At 67.2% G+C, this 14,542-nt stretch carries 15 protein-coding genes; 3 read left to right on the forward strand and 12 right to left on the reverse strand.

The window, feature by feature from the left end:
- Positions 1–2: 2 nt before the first annotated feature.
- The 5 genes from E5A73_RS05255 to E5A73_RS05275 form a co-directional block, all read right to left on the reverse strand.
- Positions 3–425, reverse strand: a complete 423-nt coding sequence (locus tag E5A73_RS05255) for a 23S rRNA (pseudouridine(1915)-N(3))-methyltransferase RlmH (RefSeq protein WP_135962752.1) — start codon at positions 423–425, stop codon at positions 3–5.
- A 287-nt stretch (positions 426–712) separates the two neighbouring features.
- Positions 713–1,024, reverse strand: coding sequence for a ribosome silencing factor (gene rsfS, locus E5A73_RS05260; protein ID WP_206366411.1), 312 nt, complete (start codon positions 1,022–1,024; stop codon positions 713–715).
- 75 nt (positions 1,025–1,099) lie between these two features.
- Positions 1,100–1,759 carry a nicotinate-nucleotide adenylyltransferase gene (locus E5A73_RS05265; RefSeq protein ID WP_135962753.1) on the reverse strand — a complete coding sequence of 220 codons (660 nt, stop codon included), beginning with the start codon at positions 1,757–1,759 and terminating at the stop codon, positions 1,100–1,102.
- Complete coding sequence (locus tag E5A73_RS05270) at positions 1,756–2,091, reverse strand: hypothetical protein (RefSeq protein WP_240700041.1); 336 nt, start codon at positions 2,089–2,091, stop codon at positions 1,756–1,758. Before E5A73_RS05270 ends, E5A73_RS05265 begins: the two co-directional genes overlap by 4 nt.
- A gap of 8 nt (positions 2,092–2,099) precedes the next feature.
- Positions 2,100–3,359 carry a glutamate-5-semialdehyde dehydrogenase gene (locus tag E5A73_RS05275; protein WP_135962755.1) on the reverse strand — a complete coding sequence of 420 codons (1,260 nt, stop codon included), beginning with the start codon at positions 3,357–3,359 and terminating at the stop codon, positions 2,100–2,102.
- A gap of 47 nt (positions 3,360–3,406) precedes the next feature.
- Between E5A73_RS05275 and E5A73_RS05280 the strand changes: the two genes are divergently transcribed.
- Positions 3,407–4,477, forward strand: coding sequence for a DUF3667 domain-containing protein (locus E5A73_RS05280; RefSeq protein WP_135962756.1), 1,071 nt, complete (start codon positions 3,407–3,409; stop codon positions 4,475–4,477).
- Positions 4,478–4,481: 4 nt separating this feature from the next.
- Here E5A73_RS05280 and E5A73_RS05285 read toward each other — a convergent pair whose 3' ends face one another.
- The 7 genes from E5A73_RS05285 to E5A73_RS05315 form a co-directional block, all read right to left on the reverse strand.
- Positions 4,482–4,844: a hypothetical protein gene (locus tag E5A73_RS05285; RefSeq protein WP_240700042.1), complete on the reverse strand. Its 363-nt coding sequence runs from the start codon at positions 4,842–4,844 to the stop codon at positions 4,482–4,484.
- 71 nt (positions 4,845–4,915) lie between these two features.
- Positions 4,916–6,889, reverse strand: a complete 1,974-nt coding sequence (ftsH, locus tag E5A73_RS05290; protein WP_135962758.1) for an ATP-dependent zinc metalloprotease FtsH — start codon at positions 6,887–6,889, stop codon at positions 4,916–4,918.
- Between the two features lie 80 nt (positions 6,890–6,969).
- Positions 6,970–8,043 carry a tRNA lysidine(34) synthetase TilS gene (tilS, locus tag E5A73_RS05295; RefSeq protein WP_240700043.1) on the reverse strand — a complete coding sequence of 358 codons (1,074 nt, stop codon included), beginning with the start codon at positions 8,041–8,043 and terminating at the stop codon, positions 6,970–6,972.
- Between the two features lies 1 nt (position 8,044).
- Positions 8,045–9,016, reverse strand: a complete 972-nt coding sequence (locus E5A73_RS05300; RefSeq protein ID WP_135962759.1) for a tetratricopeptide repeat protein — start codon at positions 9,014–9,016, stop codon at positions 8,045–8,047.
- Between the two features lie 82 nt (positions 9,017–9,098).
- Positions 9,099–9,944, reverse strand: a complete 846-nt coding sequence (locus tag E5A73_RS05305; protein WP_135962760.1) for a helix-turn-helix domain-containing protein — start codon at positions 9,942–9,944, stop codon at positions 9,099–9,101.
- A 108-nt stretch (positions 9,945–10,052) separates the two neighbouring features.
- Positions 10,053–12,329 carry a phosphoenolpyruvate--protein phosphotransferase gene (gene ptsP / locus E5A73_RS05310; RefSeq protein WP_135962761.1) on the reverse strand — a complete coding sequence of 759 codons (2,277 nt, stop codon included), beginning with the start codon at positions 12,327–12,329 and terminating at the stop codon, positions 10,053–10,055.
- A gap of 58 nt (positions 12,330–12,387) precedes the next feature.
- Entirely contained in the window at positions 12,388–13,011 is a 624-nt protein-coding gene (locus E5A73_RS05315; protein WP_206366388.1) for a hypothetical protein, read from the reverse strand.
- Between the two features lie 210 nt (positions 13,012–13,221).
- Here E5A73_RS05315 and E5A73_RS05320 point away from each other — a divergent pair, with 210 nt between their 5' ends.
- A complete protein-coding gene (locus E5A73_RS05320) occupies positions 13,222–13,566 on the forward strand; it encodes a PadR family transcriptional regulator (RefSeq protein ID WP_135962763.1) in 345 nt (114 codons plus the stop codon).
- On the forward strand, positions 13,563–14,534 hold the full coding sequence (locus E5A73_RS05325; RefSeq protein WP_135962764.1) for a hypothetical protein: 972 nt from the start codon (positions 13,563–13,565) through the stop codon (positions 14,532–14,534). Before E5A73_RS05320 ends, E5A73_RS05325 begins: the two co-directional genes overlap by 4 nt.
- Positions 14,535–14,542 lie beyond the last annotated feature (8 nt).

The following is a 14,542-nucleotide window of genomic DNA, read 5'->3' on the forward strand; positions in this document are numbered from 1 at the left end:
GCTCACCCTTCGCGGTGATAGGGGTGGTTGGCAAGGATCGAGGTGGCGCGCCACAATTGCTCGGCGAGCATCGCGCGCGCCATCAAGTGTGGCCAGGTTGCGCGCCCGAAGGAAAGCAAAAGGTCGGCTTCGGCGCGCTGCGCGTCGTCGAAACCGTCGGCCGCGCCGATCAGGAAGCGCGTTTCGCGCGCCCCGTCGTCGCGCCATCGCCCCAGCCGCTCGGCGAGGATGCGCGAGGGCAGGTTCTCGCCGGTCTCGTCGAGCAGGATCAGGCGAGTGCCGGTGCCGCGATCGGGCATCTTGCCGCCGCTATCGGGAAGCTCGGTGACACGCGTCGGCCAGGCGATTCGCTTGAGATAGCGCTCGACGAGCTCCGCCTCGGGACCACGCCCGATACGCCCCCGCGCGACGATATGGAGCAGCATCGCCGCTCCTAGGGTCTGGGCCCGATACCGGCAATGGCCGGGACGGAGCCGATTTTGGCGCACGGGGAGGAAAGAGGAGGGAGCGATGCGGTGTCATCGTGACCGACGAATGACGTGGCCGTGCGCCAAAATCGGCCCGCCGCTTCGCGGTCGTCCCTGGAAGCCTCCTGGACTGCGTTGGACCGCTTGCGCGTAGCGCCGCTACGCGACTGCGCGATCCGCCTTGCCAGCAGACTTCCAGGGACGATCACGGCCGTTGCCGGTATCGGGTCCAGACCCTTAGCCGCTCAGGCCTGCCCCGCCGTTTCCCCGAACGACCACATCCGCTCGAGGTTGTAGAAGCTGCGGACCTCGGGCCGGAACAAGTGGATGATCACGTCGCCGGCGTCGATCAGCACCCAATCGGCAGTCGGCAGCCCCTCGATCCGCGGCGAGCGGCCGAACTCGGCCTTGATCTTCTCGGCGAGCTTGGTCGCCATCGACGCGACCTGCCGGGTCGAGCGGCCCGAGGCGACGACCATATAGTCGGCGATGCTGCTCTTGCCGGCGAGCGGGATCGAGACGGTCTCGACCGCCTGATCGTCGTCGAGCGAAGTCATCACGAGTGCATGCAGAGCCTCGACGCCATCGGCGGGGGTGCGCTGCACATTGGGGGAAGTTGCCAAGTTAGTTCCTCAGGGTTGCAACAAGTCTGTGCGCGGCTGTGGAGACGGCACTAGCGGCGTGGATATGGGTATCCCACGCGCGTTCGAAAAGTGCCGGTGCCAGACAGGATCGGCGGCGCGAAGGGCGGTCGCCGAGGTCGGATCGGGGCGGAAGCGCAACAGCACGAGGCCGGGCAATCTCCAACTCGTCCATTTCTTTGCCTGGCCTGCGGGCCGCACAGCGCGCCGCAGCCAACTCATCGCGGGACTAGCGTGAGCCCGCGCATCATAGCCCGGACGCGCGATGACCGCAATCGGAACCTGTCGGGCGATCCGCCGCCAGTCGCGCCATTGGTGGAACTGGGCGAGATTGTCGGCGCCCATCAGCCAGATGAAGCGGTGCTTGGGGTAGAGGCGGGGGAGCCTGGCCAGCGTGTCGGCGGTGTAGCGGGTGCGGAGCCGGGCCTCGACGTCGCTGACGCGAATCGGCGCGTGGCGCGCCATTTTGCGCGCCGAGGCGAGCCGGGCGGGGAAGGGGGCCATACCCTTGTCTGGCTTGAGCGGGTTGCCGGGGGAGACGAGCCACCACACCTCGTCGAGGCCGAGCGCGCGGAGCGCGTGGAGCGAGAGCCTGCGGTGGCCGCGATGCGCCGGGTTGAACGAGCCGCCGAGGAGACCGATGCGTTTCATTCGGGGAAGCGATGCGTGACTTCGATCGCGCCAATGATAGCCGCATTGAATGCCGGGAGGTCCTTGGCGGGGATCCAATATTCGCGATGCGCACGGCCGCCGGCTTCCTCGACTCGATAGCGGGAGAGGAAGTCGCGCTCCACCTCGAAGCGCGTGACGAAGCCCGATCCGCTCTCGGGGAGGTTCCAATCGCGCGCGATCTTGATCGCATAGTCCTCGCTGGTGACCGGATAGAAGATAGGCTGTTCGGGAAGGCGTGGCGGGAAAGCCCGCATGTCGCTTGCTTCGATCAGCTCCAGCTCCTTGGGACCGATGGGACGCCAAAGCGTCACGGCGTCCGTCAAGGCCGTGCCTGGCCGGTGCCGCGTACGACCCATTTGTAGGTCGTCAGGCCCTCGAGCGCGACCGGGCCGCGGGCGTGGAGGCGGCCGGTGGAGATGCCGATCTCGGCGCCGAGGCCGAATTCGCCGCCATCGGCGAACTGCGTAGAGGCGTTCCACATCACGATCGCGCTGTCGACTTGCGCGAGGAACCGCTCGGCGGTGGCGGCGTCTTCGGTGACGATCGCGTCGGTGTGGTGCGATCCGTGCGCGGCGATGTGCGCGATCGCGGCGTCGGCGCCGTCGACCAGCTTCACCGAGAGGATCGCGTCGAGATATTCAGTGTCCCAGTCCTCGGCGCTGGCCTCGCCGACGCGGGGCTCGATCGCCTGGATTTCGGCGTCGCCGCGCACTTCGCAGCCGGCGTCGGCGAGCGCGGCGAGCACCGGCGCGGGATCGGCAAAGCCGCGGTCGATCAGCAGGGTCTCGGTGGCGCCGCAGATGCCGGTGCGGCGCATCTTGGCGTTGAGCGCCAGGCTCCGCGCCATCGCCGGATCGGCGGCGCGGTCGATATAAGTGTGGTTGAGCCCGTCGAGATGCGCGAGCACGGGGACCCGCGCTTCCGCCTGCACGCGCGCGACGAGGCCCTTGCCGCCACGCGGGACGACCATGTCGATCGCGCCCTCGGCGGTGAGCATCGCCCCGACCGCGGCGCGATCGGTGACGGGGACGAGCTGGACCGCGTCGGCCGGCATGCCGCCGGCTTCGAGGCCTCGGGCGAGCGCCGCGTGGATCGCGCGATTGCTGCGGATCGCCTCCGATCCGCCGCGCAGGATCGCGGCGTTGCCCGACATCGCACATAATGCGCCGGCATCGGCGGTGACGTTGGGGCGGCTCTCATAGATGATGCCGATCACTCCGATCGGAATGCGCACCCGCGTCAGCACCAGCCCGTTGGGGCGCTCGACGCGCTCGATCATCTTGCCGACCGGATCGTCGAGATGCGCTACGGCTTCGACCCCTGCGGCGGTCGCCGCCACGCGCGCCGCGTCGAGCCGCAGCCGGTCCAGCAATGCGCCCGACAGCCCCGAGGCCTCGGCCGCGGCCATGTCCTCGGCATTGGCGGCGACGATCGCGTCGCTGGCTTCGCGGATCGCCGCGGCGGCGACGACCAGTGCGTGGCTTTTGTCCGCGCGCGGCATCGCGGCGAGCGCCCGCGAGGCAGTGCGGGCGCGGGCGGCCATGTCGGCGATCAGCATCGGGATATCGGCGTCGGCCATGCTGCACCCGCTAGCACGACTTGGCACAAGCTGGTAGGTCGTGGCGGATGGGGGAATTCGAAGCAGCCGGCGAAATCGTCACCGGAGGATTGCTCGGCCGCGCGCTGGAGCCGCGGGCGGGTGAGGGGCATGACGATGCACACGAGATGTGCCTCAATTGCGGTACCGCGCTGATCGGGCCGCATTGCTACCGATGCGGGCAGGCGGGCCACGTCCATCGCTCGCTCCACGCCGTCGGGCACGAGATCGTCCACGGCGTGTTCCATTTCGAGGGCAAGTTCTGGCGCACCTTGCCGCTGCTCGCCTGGCGCCCGGGCGATCTCACCCGGCGCTACATCGCGGGCGAGCGTGCGCGCTTCGTCTCGCCGATGGCGATCTTCCTGTTCTCGATCTTCGCGATGTTCGCGGTCTTCTCCTGGGCCGGGCTTTCGCCGCCTACCGACCTGCGCGCGGGCGGACCGAAGGCGCGGATCGAGGAGGCGCGCAAGGAGCTGTTGCGCCGCCGCGCGGACACCATCGCGGAACTCAAGGACCTCGAGCCTGCGCCGGCGGATGCGCGCCAGCGGGCCAAATACGAGTCGCGGCTCGCCGAGATCGATACGACGCTGAAGAAAATTCCGACGTTCGAGAGCGAATCCAAGGCGGCGGAGGCCGAAGGCTTCCGCGCCACCACGCGCTTCAGCGGCTGGGCACCGCTCGATCACGGCATCGAAAAGTGGAACAAGAACCCGTCGCTGATGCTCTACAAGCTCCAGTCGAGCATCTACAAATTCTCGTGGCTGCTGATCCCGCTGTCGCTGCCCTTCCTGTGGCTGCTGTTCTGCTGGAAGCGCGAATACAAGCTCTACGACCACGCGATCTTCATCACCTATTCGATCGCGTTCATGTCGCTGCTGTTCATCGCGATCACGCTGGCCGCGGCGCTGGGCGTTTCCTCCGGATGGCTGGTGACGGCAGGACTGCTGATCCCGTTCGTGCACATTACCCGGCAGTTGCAGCAGGCCTATCGGCTGCGCTGGTGGTCGGCGACGCTGCGGGCGATCGTGCTGACCCATTTCATCACGATCGTGCTGACGCTGTTCGTGGTGATCCTGTTGGCGATGGGGATGACCGGCTGAGCGCTCACCGGCACGGATAGGTGCGCTTCATATAGGCGTAGACCGCGGCCTTCATGCTCATGCCGCGCTTCGCCCGCGGGATCTTCTCGAGCTCGGCGAGCATCTGCCGGGGGTTCAGTTTCGGCTTGCCGGTTTCGGGCGGGCAGCTGTGCGGGGTTCTGCCGGCCGCGCGGGCGGCACGGAGATCGGCGGTGTAGGCGGCGCGGATCGCCGAGACTTCGCGCTTGAGCAGTTCGGCGTCGGGCGAAAGGAGCGCCAGCGCGCCTTGCGCCTGCAGCGCCTTCGCCTTGGCGAGGAATTGCGCGACGCTCATCGCCTGTGCCGCGGTCGGCAGGACCGCCAGGCTTGCCGCAACAACCGCACCCATCAAACGCCGCATACGAAAAACCCTCCGATTGCTCGGAGGGCTAGTCGCGACGCGTTTAACGTCAACTGAACTTACGCACCTTGCGGCGCGGGATTTCCGAACGGACCCTTGGGCTTGCGGATCTTGGGGATCGAAGTCCCCGCAGCTGCGACCGGAGCGGCTTTCGAACCGGTATCTTCACGGTCGAGAGTCTCGCCCGCGATCAGCCGCTTGATCTCTTCGCCGGTGAGCGTCTCATATTCGAGCAGCGCCTGTGCGAGGCCGTGGAGCTGATCGATATGGTCGGTCAAGACCTGCTTGGCGCGGTTCAGCCCGCCTTCGACGAGCTTCTTGATCTCGCCGTCGATCAGCTGCGCAGTTTCGTTCGACATCGGTGCCGCGCGGCTGCCGCCATAGCCGAGATAGCTCTGCTCGTCCTCGGCATATTCGAGCGGACCGACCGCTTCGGACATGCCCCATTTGGTCACCATCGAGCGTGCCAGACGCGTCGCCGACTGGATGTCCGACGATGCGCCCGAACTGACCCGATCATAGCCGAAGATCAGTTCCTCGGCCACGCGGCCGCCCATCGCGATCGACAGATGCGCATACATCTGGTCGCGGTGCATCGAATTCTGGTCGCGCTCGGGCAGGCGCATCACCATGCCCAAGGCGCGGCCACGCGGGATGATCGTCGCCTTGTGGATCGGATCCGAAGCCGGCTCGTGCATCGCGACGATGGCGTGACCGGCCTCGTGATAGGCGGTCATGCGCTTTTCGTCCTCGGTCATCAGCATGGACTTGCGCTCGGCGCCCATCATGACCTTGTCCTTGGCATCCTCGAACTCGCTCATCGCGACGAGGCGCTTGCCGCGGCGCGCCGCGAGCAATGCCGCTTCGTTGACCAGGTTCGCCAGGTCGGCGCCCGAGAAGCCCGGCGTGCCGCGCGCGATGGTGCGCGGATCGACGTCGGGCGCCAGCGGCACCTTCTTCATATGGACCTGGAGGATCTTCACCCGGCCTTCGATGTCCGGACGCGGCACGACGACCTGGCGATCGAAGCGGCCCGGACGCAGCAGCGCCGGATCGAGCACGTCGGGGCGATTGGTCGCCGCGATGATGATGATGCCTTCGTTCGCTTCGAAGCCGTCCATCTCGACGAGGAGCTGGTTGAGCGTCTGCTCGCGCTCGTCATTCTGGTTGCCCAGCCCTGCGCCGCGCGAACGGCCGACCGCGTCGATTTCGTCGATGAAGACGATACACGGCGCCGATTTCTTGGCCTGCTCGAACATGTCCCGCACGCGGCTCGCGCCGACGCCGACGAACATCTCGACGAAGTCCGAGCCCGAGATGGTGAAGAACGGAACGCCTGCCTCACCCGCAATCGCGCGGGCGAGCAGGGTCTTGCCGGTGCCGGGCGAGCCGACGAGCAACGCGCCCTTGGGGATCTTGCCGCCGAGACGCGCGAATTTGGTGGGATCGCGGAGGAACTCGACGATCTCCTGCAGCTCCTCGCGCGCCTCGTCGATGCCGGCCACGTCGTCGAAGGTGACCTTGCCTTCCTTCTGGGTCAGCAGCTTGGCGCGGCTCTTGCCGAAGCCCATCGCGCCCGAGCCCGAATTCTTCTGCATCTGGCGCAGCACGAAGAACGCGATGCCGAGGAAGAGCAGGAAGGGGAGCGACTGATAGAGGATGTAGAACCACACCGAGGGCGGCTCCTCGGGGCGCGCGTTGATCGCGACGCCCTTCGCGCGCAGCGTCGAGATCAGCTGCGGATCGTTGGGCGCATTGGTGCGGAACTTGGCTTCGCTGGAAAGCGTGCCCGAGACCAGGCTGGTGCCCGCCGAGCCCGCGGCGATGTTGACCGCCTTGACCTCGCCGGCCTGCACCTTGTCGAGGAAGCTCGAATAGGACATCGCGTCGCCGGCGCTCTGGGCGCTCGGGCGATCGAACATCGTGACGAACAGCGCCAGCGCCGCGAGGATGCCCACCCAGATCAGGAGGCTCTTCATCCAGGGATTGCCGCCACCGTTTTCGGGACCCTGCGGCTTGTTGTTGTCATTCATATCGCGCTCGATACCTTTCGCCCATCAAGATAGGCACGGCCAAGTTAATGGCAATGGAACAGCGCGGATGTTTGGGTCAATCAGTGTGATCGGCGCGGCGGGGCTGCGCTGAAGCGCCACTCGGCATGTCTTGCGCTGGCCTTCACTCCCGCGATCGTACCAGTGCCGCCAGCATCGAGCGTGGCGAGGAGGCGGTCGAGGCTTTCGCCGCGGAGGGGCGCGCGTTCGGAGAAAGACGGCGCTTCGACAAGCTCAGCGCCAACGGTGGAGAGGACAACGCTCTCTCCATTCGCGCTGAGCTTGTCGAAGGGCTGTTCTTCCTTCTCCCTCGTGCGCACGGCATCGATTGCGAACTGAGTCAGCCGGCGCAGCAGCCCGCGTGACAGTCCGACAGGATCGAACGCCACTTCGCGGAGATCCCACCGCCGACGCAGCAGCCACTCGTGGCTGGCGATTTCCATCAGTGCATGCTCGGCCTCGGCGGCATGTGCCGCGCTGGCGGCGAGCGCGGGTACGTCGAGTTCCGGGCTGTGCGCGATCAGTTCGCGAAAGCGCGTGCGGTCATAGGCGGGATCGGTGTTGCTCGGATCGTCGACGAACGGCGCTTTGGCGGCTTCCGCGATTGCACGAAGCTCGTCGCGTCGCCACTTTAGTAAGGGCCGCACGATCAATAGTTCGCGATCGAACCAAGTCGCGAGGCGCCGTGCGCGAATGCCCGCCAATCCCGGCGTGCCCGAGCCGCGTGCGGCGCGCATCAGGAAAGTCTCGGCCTGATCGTCCGCGTGATGCGCCGTGGCGAGCGCACCGGCGCCGGCATCAAGCGCCCATTGGAGCAGCTTGGCATAGCGCGCATCGCGCGCTCGCGCCTGGATGCTCGCGCCCTCGATCGGCTTTTCCACTGTCAGGATAGTGTGGGGCACGGCCAAGTCGCGGCAAAGCTCTGCCACCATCGCCGCCTCGTCCGCCGCGGCTGCGCGAAGGCCGTGATTTACCGTGGCGGCGCAGAGCCTTCCGGACACCGCGGCCCTGGCGAGCAGCAGCATCGCAATGCTGTCCGCGCCGCCCGAAACTGCCAAGGCAAGTGCGCCGGGTCCGGGCGTCAACGCCTCCAGATCGCGTCGGAAGCGCGCAATCTGCTCCGCCGGGGGCGTCAATTCATTTGCACTTTTGCGCGACACGTCCCTCGGCAATTCCGGTCTTCATCTCGGCAGAGAGCCGCGCGCCGTACAACTGGTCGAGCTCGGTATAGACCTTGCACACTTCGCCGGCGGGCTTCTTGAGCTTGGTGAGTGCCTGCGCGAGATAATAGAGGCTGTCGGGCGCGCGCTCGCCATTGGGGTTCTTCTTGTAATTCTCGTAGAACGCCACCGCGGCGAGGCTCGGCGCGCCGGCGTCGAGATAGGCGCGGCCGAGCAGGTTCTGCGAGAAGCTCGCCCGGCGGTGCTGCGGATATTTGGTCGCCACGCCCTCGAGCTCGCGGCGGGCCTCGGGGTAGAGCTTGGCCTGCCACAGCCGATAGCCATAGGTGTATCCATCCTCGGCGGGATCGCCGCTATTGGGCTTTTCCACCGCGGCGACTTGCTGGGCACGGGTGCCGCTCGGCTTCGGCGCGGCGGTGTCCTCGGCCGGCGCAGGGCGTGTATCCGTTGGCGCAGGGCGCGTCGGCCGGGTCGGCCGTGCCGGCGCTCCGCCGAGGTCGACCGGGGCAATCACCGGATCGGCATCGGAGCCGCCAGGGCTCGATCCGCTCGCCTCGAGCGCCTTCAGCCGCGCATCCGTCGCGCGCTTATAGGCGTTGAAGCCGTCCTCGAGCTGCTTCAGCCGATAGCCGTCCTGCTCGACCTGTCCGGTCAGCGTCTGGACCTGGTTTTCGAGCGCGGCGACGCGCTGGGTCAAGTCGCTGATCGGGGTGCCCGCCGGGGTTCCGGAGACTTCGGTGCTGGTCTCTGGCACGATCTGCGGCTCGATCGTCTGGCCGGCGCCGCCCGGGAAAACCTTCCGCTGCACGGCGCGCATCTCGCGTTCGAGCCGGTCGACCCGGCCTTCGACCGCCGTCGACTGGGCATGAGCGGAGCCTGTGCCCGCGAGGAGCGCCGACAAAGCCGCCGCAGTCATCCAATAACGCATTCGTCACACCCCCCGGTGCAGGATTTCGGGAATTAAGCTACGCACCGCCGCTATAGCTGACACGCCGCGCCTGTCGCCAGCCTTAAGGTATCGCCGTCGTGTTGCCAGCCGGGACTTGCCCGGGTGCGGCAGACGGCGTTGCCGGCGCGCCCGATTGCGCGCCGCGCGCCTGCAGCGCCGCCGCGCTGATATCGGCTTCGACGGTCTCGTCACCGGTGCCGAGCGGCGCGACGTTCGAGCCATTGACCAGCACCTGCAGACGATCGGGCCGCCCGGTGCGGATGCGCGGACGATCGGCGGCGGCAGGGACGTCATAGCGTTCGCCCGCCGCCATTTCCTTCTCGAACAGCCGCTTGCCGCTGGCGTCGCTGATCCGCAGCCAGACGGTGTCGGTCGCTACCAGAGTCACTTGCCCGCCGGCGATCGGCGCAGGCGTCGGTGCCGCCGCGCTGGCATTGCCGCCATCGCCGACATTCTCGATCGCGACGGGTTCGTCGCTCGGCGCGGTACCGCGGAACCAGTCGGTGCCGTACCAGAGGCCCACGCCGATCAGCACGAGGATCGCGACGACCGCGCCCACCCAGGCGATGCTGCGCGACGGCACGCGCGAGCGCTCGTCGAAATCATAAGCCGGCGGCGGCGCGGGGCGCTCGGGCTGGTCGCCCAATTCCTCGCGCAGCTGGCGGCCGATCGCCACCTCGTCGGCGCCGACCGCGCGGGCATAGGCCTTGGCGAAACCCATCGTGTAGGTGATCGAAGGCAGGCCGATATAAGTGCCGTTCTCGATCGCCTCGAGATGGCGCTGCGGGATACGGGTACGGCTGGCGACTTCGCTCAGCTCGAGCTTCTGCGCCTCGCGCGCCGCACGGAGTTTCTCGCCCACGGTGGCGGGAAACAGCGTCGCGTTATCGGCGGATTCGCCTTCCATTCTTTTCTCCGGCAGAAGGGTTGCGGCCCGAAGCGCTCCCGCCTTTGCGCGGGTGTCTCCCAGCAGAATGCGCGTGTCAACGCCGCCTTCGGGAAATCGGGCGAAAGATCAGGCGAGTTCGACCGAATGCTCGACTGCCCAGGCGGCGAGCGGCTCGCGCAGCGACCTGCCCGGATCGGCGAGCCAGACTTGCATCGCCTCGATCAGCGGCGCGCGATCGAGCGAGCGGACCATCGCCTTGATCGGTCCGACCGCGGCGGGGGTGATCGACAGCCGGTCGATGCCGAGCCCGATCAGCGCCATCGCCTCCAGCGGCCTGCCGCCCATCTCGCCGCATACCGCGATGGGCACGCCCGCCGCGTGTGCCTGATCCACGACGCGTTTGAGGAAGCGCAGGATCGACGGGCTGAGCCAGTCGTAGCGCAGCGCCAATTTGGGATGCGCACGATCGGCGGCGAACAGGAACTGGGTGAGGTCGTTGGTGCCGATCGACAGGAAGTCGACACGCGGCAGCAATAGGTCGAGCACTTCGGCGAGCGCCGGCACTTCGAGCATCGCGCCGTAGCGGATCTCGGTCGGCAGCTTCTTGCCGCGCGCCGCGAGCCAGCCGCGCTGCGCCTCGAACAGCTCGCGCGCCGCGTCGAACTCCCACGGTTCGGAGACCATCGGGAACATGATGTTGAGTGTCTTGCCGGCGCCCGCCTCGATCAGCGCCCGCGCCTGCGCCTTCATCAGGCCGTCGCGATCGAGCGCGAGGCGCAGCGCGCGCCAGCCCATCGCCGGATTCTCTTCCTCGCCGTCCGCGTCGTGATTGAGATAGGGCAAAGCCTTGTCGCCGCCGATATCGACGGTGCGGAAGGTGACCGGGCGCTCGCCGGCGGAGTCGAGCACGTCCTTGTACAGCCGGCGCTGCGCCTCGCGCTGGGGCAGGGTCGCCGAGACGAGGAACTGGAATTCGGTGCGGAACAGCCCGATCCCGTCGGCGCCGGTGAGATCCAACGCGGCGAGATCGTCGCGCAGACCGGCATTGATCATCACCGTTACGCGGTGCCCGTCGCGCGTGACCGGCACTTCACCGCGCAGCTCGGCAAAGGCGGCGCGGCGCTTCTGGCTGACCACCAATTTGGCTTCGAACACCTCGATCATCGCCGGGCTCGGGCGGATGAACACGCTCTCCTCGCCGCTGTCGAGCAGCAGCATGTCGCCCTCGGCGATCAGCCGGCGGATGTCGCGGACCCGGCCGAGCACGGGTATCCCCATCGCCCGCGCGACGATCGTGACGTGCGCGGTGAGCGAGCCTTCCTCGAGGATCACGCCCTTGAGCCGGCGCCGGTCATATTCGAGCAGTTCGGCGGGGCCGAGGTTGCGCGCGATCAGGATCGAATCGTGGCGCAGCCCCATCTGCGCGGCGGTGCCCAATTGCCCCGAGACGATGCGGAGCAACCGGTTCGACAGATCCTCGAGATCGTGCATCCGATCGCGGAGCAGCGCATCGTCGATCTCGCGCATGCGCTGCCGAGTGCGCTGCTGGACGCGCTCGATCGCCGCCTCGGCAGTGAGGCCGCTGTCGATCGCCTCGTTGATCCGCCGCGACCAGCCCTCGTCATAGGCGAACATCTTGTAGGTCGCGAGCACTTCGTCATGCTCGCCGCCGCCGCCGAATTCGGCCTGGCTCGCCATGCGCTCGATCTGGTCGCGCATCTTGTCGAACGCGGCATAGACGCGGTGGCGCTCGACTTCGACGTCCTCGGCGACGGTATGCTCGATGGTGATGCGCGGCTGGTGGAACACCGCGACTCCCGCCGCCATCCCGTCGACCAGCTTGAAGCCATGGGCATGCGCCGCGGCGGTTGGTTGCAGTCGGGTGGTGGCGCCGCCGGTCGAATCGACCAGATCGGCATTGGCGATCAGCTCGGAAAGCACCATCGCGACGGTCTGCAGCGCCTCGATCTCGACATCCGCATAGCGCCGCGGCTCGACATGCTGAACCGCGAGCACGCCGACGGCGCGTTCGCGGCGGATGATCGGCACGCCGGCAAAGCTGTGGAACCGGTCCTCGCCAGTCTCGGGGCGATAGGCGAAATCGGGATGCGTCGCTGCCTCGTCGAGGTTCAACGTCTCGACATTCTTGGCGATCGTGCCGACCAGGCCCTCGCCGAGCGCGAGCTTGGTGACGTGGACCGCTTCCTGCGCGAGGCCGCGGGTGGCGAACAATTCGAGCAGCCCCTCGCGCAGCAGATAGATCGAGCAGACTTCGCTATCCAATACCGTCCCGATGATCTCGACGACCGAATTGAGCTTGGACTGCGCGGGCAGTCGTTTCGCCATCACGTCGTGGAGGCGGGTCAATATCTCGCGGGCGGAGGCAGCGGCAGTGAGGGCCATGCCTTCGCGCTAACAGATTGCATCGGCCCGCGCTATTCTCCCCGCGGCGCCGATGATCTCAGGGAACCAGCGCGCTCAACTGACGCGGTGCGATGTCTGCGGATGCCATCTCTGCCGGCGCCGCGTCACCGCGCTGCCATGCGGCATACGCGACGCGATACGTCTCGTAGTTGCGATAGAAATCGGTGAAGGGCGCCTCGAGCCGGGGCAGCGCTTCGGCGGCGAAGTCGGCGAACTGGATGGGTTCGACGGTGTCGGCGCGGGCGAGTACTTCGCGCGCAGCCAGGCAGAAGCCGTCATGTGCCGTCGGCTGGGCGAAGAAATTGTAGAGCCGCGTCATCTGCCGATCGTGAATATCTTCCCAGCCGGCGCCGTGGCGCTCGCGATAAAGCGCCTTAACCCCGGCGTCCGCGGCGGCGAGGCTGTCGCGCTGCGCGCGAAGCAGCCGGTTATAGGCGGCGACGGTCTCGATTTCGGCTGCATCGCGGCAGCCGAGCGCGGCGACGTTGAGCGCGGCGCGGACGTGCCAGCTGGCCTCGTCACGGTTGAGGTCGCGATTGGGCGTCGAATAGCGATTTTGGCCATCGCGGACCGGAATCGTCTGGTTCGGCGCGGCACCGATGGGCGCCACCGGCGGCGCATCGAAACGCTGCGCGACAGCCGGCGCCGCGAACAGTGCCAAACCGCAAAGCGACAAAAGGACTCGTGCGAGAAGTTTCATGAACCTCACCCCGCCGATCGACGTGGTGAGTCACGCGCCTCGGTCCCTCATTATAGAAAGCGGTGACAAGTCAGTGGGTTGGTCGCCCTCCGGATAATCACGATGTGCCCCTTGCATTTGTACATACTGTTTGTCATACAGTGTGTGACACATACCATGTGAGACACGGCAGTGCCCATTGAAGAAGACCTGTTCGAAAAGCTGCGCGTCGAGCTTCGCCGCGGATCCTTGGTGCTGGCGGTGCTCGGGGCGCTGCGCGAGGAGCGCTACGGCTATACGCTGCGCACCAGCCTGGAAGCGGCGGGGCTGCCGATCGACGAAGGTGCGCTCTATCCGTTGCTGCGCCGGCTCGAGACGCAGGGGCTGCTGACCAGCGAATGGCGCGAGGAGGCCAAGCGCAACAAGCGCTTCTACCGCCTCTCGCCCGGCGGGCTCGAGATCCTCGCCCGCTTGCTGGGCGAGTGGAACGCGATTTCCGAATCGATTGTCCGCCTGACGGAGGGAGACAAGAAGTGAATTTGATCGAACGCTATCTCGGCGCAGTGCGCTGGAACCTGCCCGCCGAAAAGGCGGACGACATCGTCGCCGAGCTCGCGGACCTGATCGCCGCGCGCATTGAGGATCGCGAGGAGGCGCTGGGCCGGCCGCTCGCGCAGGGCGAGCTCAGCGCCCTGCTCCGGGAATTCGGCCATCCGCTCGCGGTCGCCGGCCGCTATGGCGAGCAGCGCGCGCTGATCGGGACCGAAGTCTTTCCCTTCTACTGGTTCGCGCTGCGTGTCTGGCTGGCGGTGGTCGCAGTGATCGAGGCGATCGAGATCGGCGGACGCGTGCTGTTCGGCGCGCGCGCCTTCGCACAGGCGCTGGCGCAGGGCATGGGCAATGCGCTCCACACATTGCTGTTCCATGCCGCGATCGTCACTTTGCTGTTCGCGGTGATCGAACGCACGGGATGGCTGACGCGCTATCTCGAGCGCTGGAAGCCCGAGGAACTCCCCGAAATCCCGCCGCTGCGCGTGGCGGGGCGGCCGCAGCGCTCGCGGCTCTGGGAACCGGTGTTCGGGATCGCGTTCGGCATCGCCTTTCTGATCTGGTGGAGCGGCTCGATTCCCGTCCTGCTCATCCCGCATGACGCCGAGGTGCGGGTGCATTCCGCAGCCGTCTGGACCAGCCTCTATTGGCCGGTGGTGGCGCTCGTCTGGGTGCATATCGTCCAGAATCTCGCCGCGATCGTCCGTCCGCGATGGAAGGCGGCGCGCGCGATACTCATCGTGCTCGTGACGGGCGGAACGATGGCGATCGCTGCAATGCTCCATCAAGCGGGTTCGCTGGTCGTCGTCACTGCAGGCGATGCGGCGGAGACGCTCCGCCTCCAGGAAAGCCTCGACACGGCGCTGTTCATCGCAGTGCTGGTAATTCCCGCCATCGCGATCGTGCAAGGCGCGGTCGAGCTATGGAAGCTCTATCGCGAGCAACCCGCCCGCTGATATTCGCG

The sequence above is a fragment of the Sphingomonas gei genome (assembly GCF_004792685.1).
GTDB lineage: Bacteria > Pseudomonadota > Alphaproteobacteria > Sphingomonadales > Sphingomonadaceae > Sphingomonas > Sphingomonas gei.

Bases quoted from the DNA above. Each gene is read 5' to 3' on its own strand.
- E5A73_RS05255 (WP_135962752.1), bottom strand. From the start codon at position 425: ATGCTGCTCCATATCGTCGCGCGGGGGCGTATCGGGCGTGGTCCCGAG.
- rsfS (WP_206366411.1), bottom strand. From the start codon at position 1,024: ATGACTTCGCTCGACGACGATCAGGCGGTCGAGACCGTCTCGATCCCG.
- E5A73_RS05265 (WP_135962753.1), bottom strand. From the start codon at position 1,759: ATGAAACGCATCGGTCTCCTCGGCGGCTCGTTCAACCCGGCGCATCGC.
- E5A73_RS05275 (WP_135962755.1), bottom strand. From the start codon at position 3,359: ATGGCCGACGCCGATATCCCGATGCTGATCGCCGACATGGCCGCCCGC.
- E5A73_RS05280 (WP_135962756.1), top strand. From the start codon at position 3,407: ATGGGGGAATTCGAAGCAGCCGGCGAAATCGTCACCGGAGGATTGCTC.
- E5A73_RS05285 (WP_240700042.1), bottom strand. From the start codon at position 4,844: ATGGGTGCGGTTGTTGCGGCAAGCCTGGCGGTCCTGCCGACCGCGGCA.
- ftsH (WP_135962758.1), bottom strand. From the start codon at position 6,889: ATGAATGACAACAACAAGCCGCAGGGTCCCGAAAACGGTGGCGGCAAT.
- E5A73_RS05300 (WP_135962759.1), bottom strand. From the start codon at position 9,016: ATGCGTTATTGGATGACTGCGGCGGCTTTGTCGGCGCTCCTCGCGGGC.
- E5A73_RS05305 (WP_135962760.1), bottom strand. From the start codon at position 9,944: ATGGAAGGCGAATCCGCCGATAACGCGACGCTGTTTCCCGCCACCGTG.
- ptsP (WP_135962761.1), bottom strand. From the start codon at position 12,329: ATGGCCCTCACTGCCGCTGCCTCCGCCCGCGAGATATTGACCCGCCTC.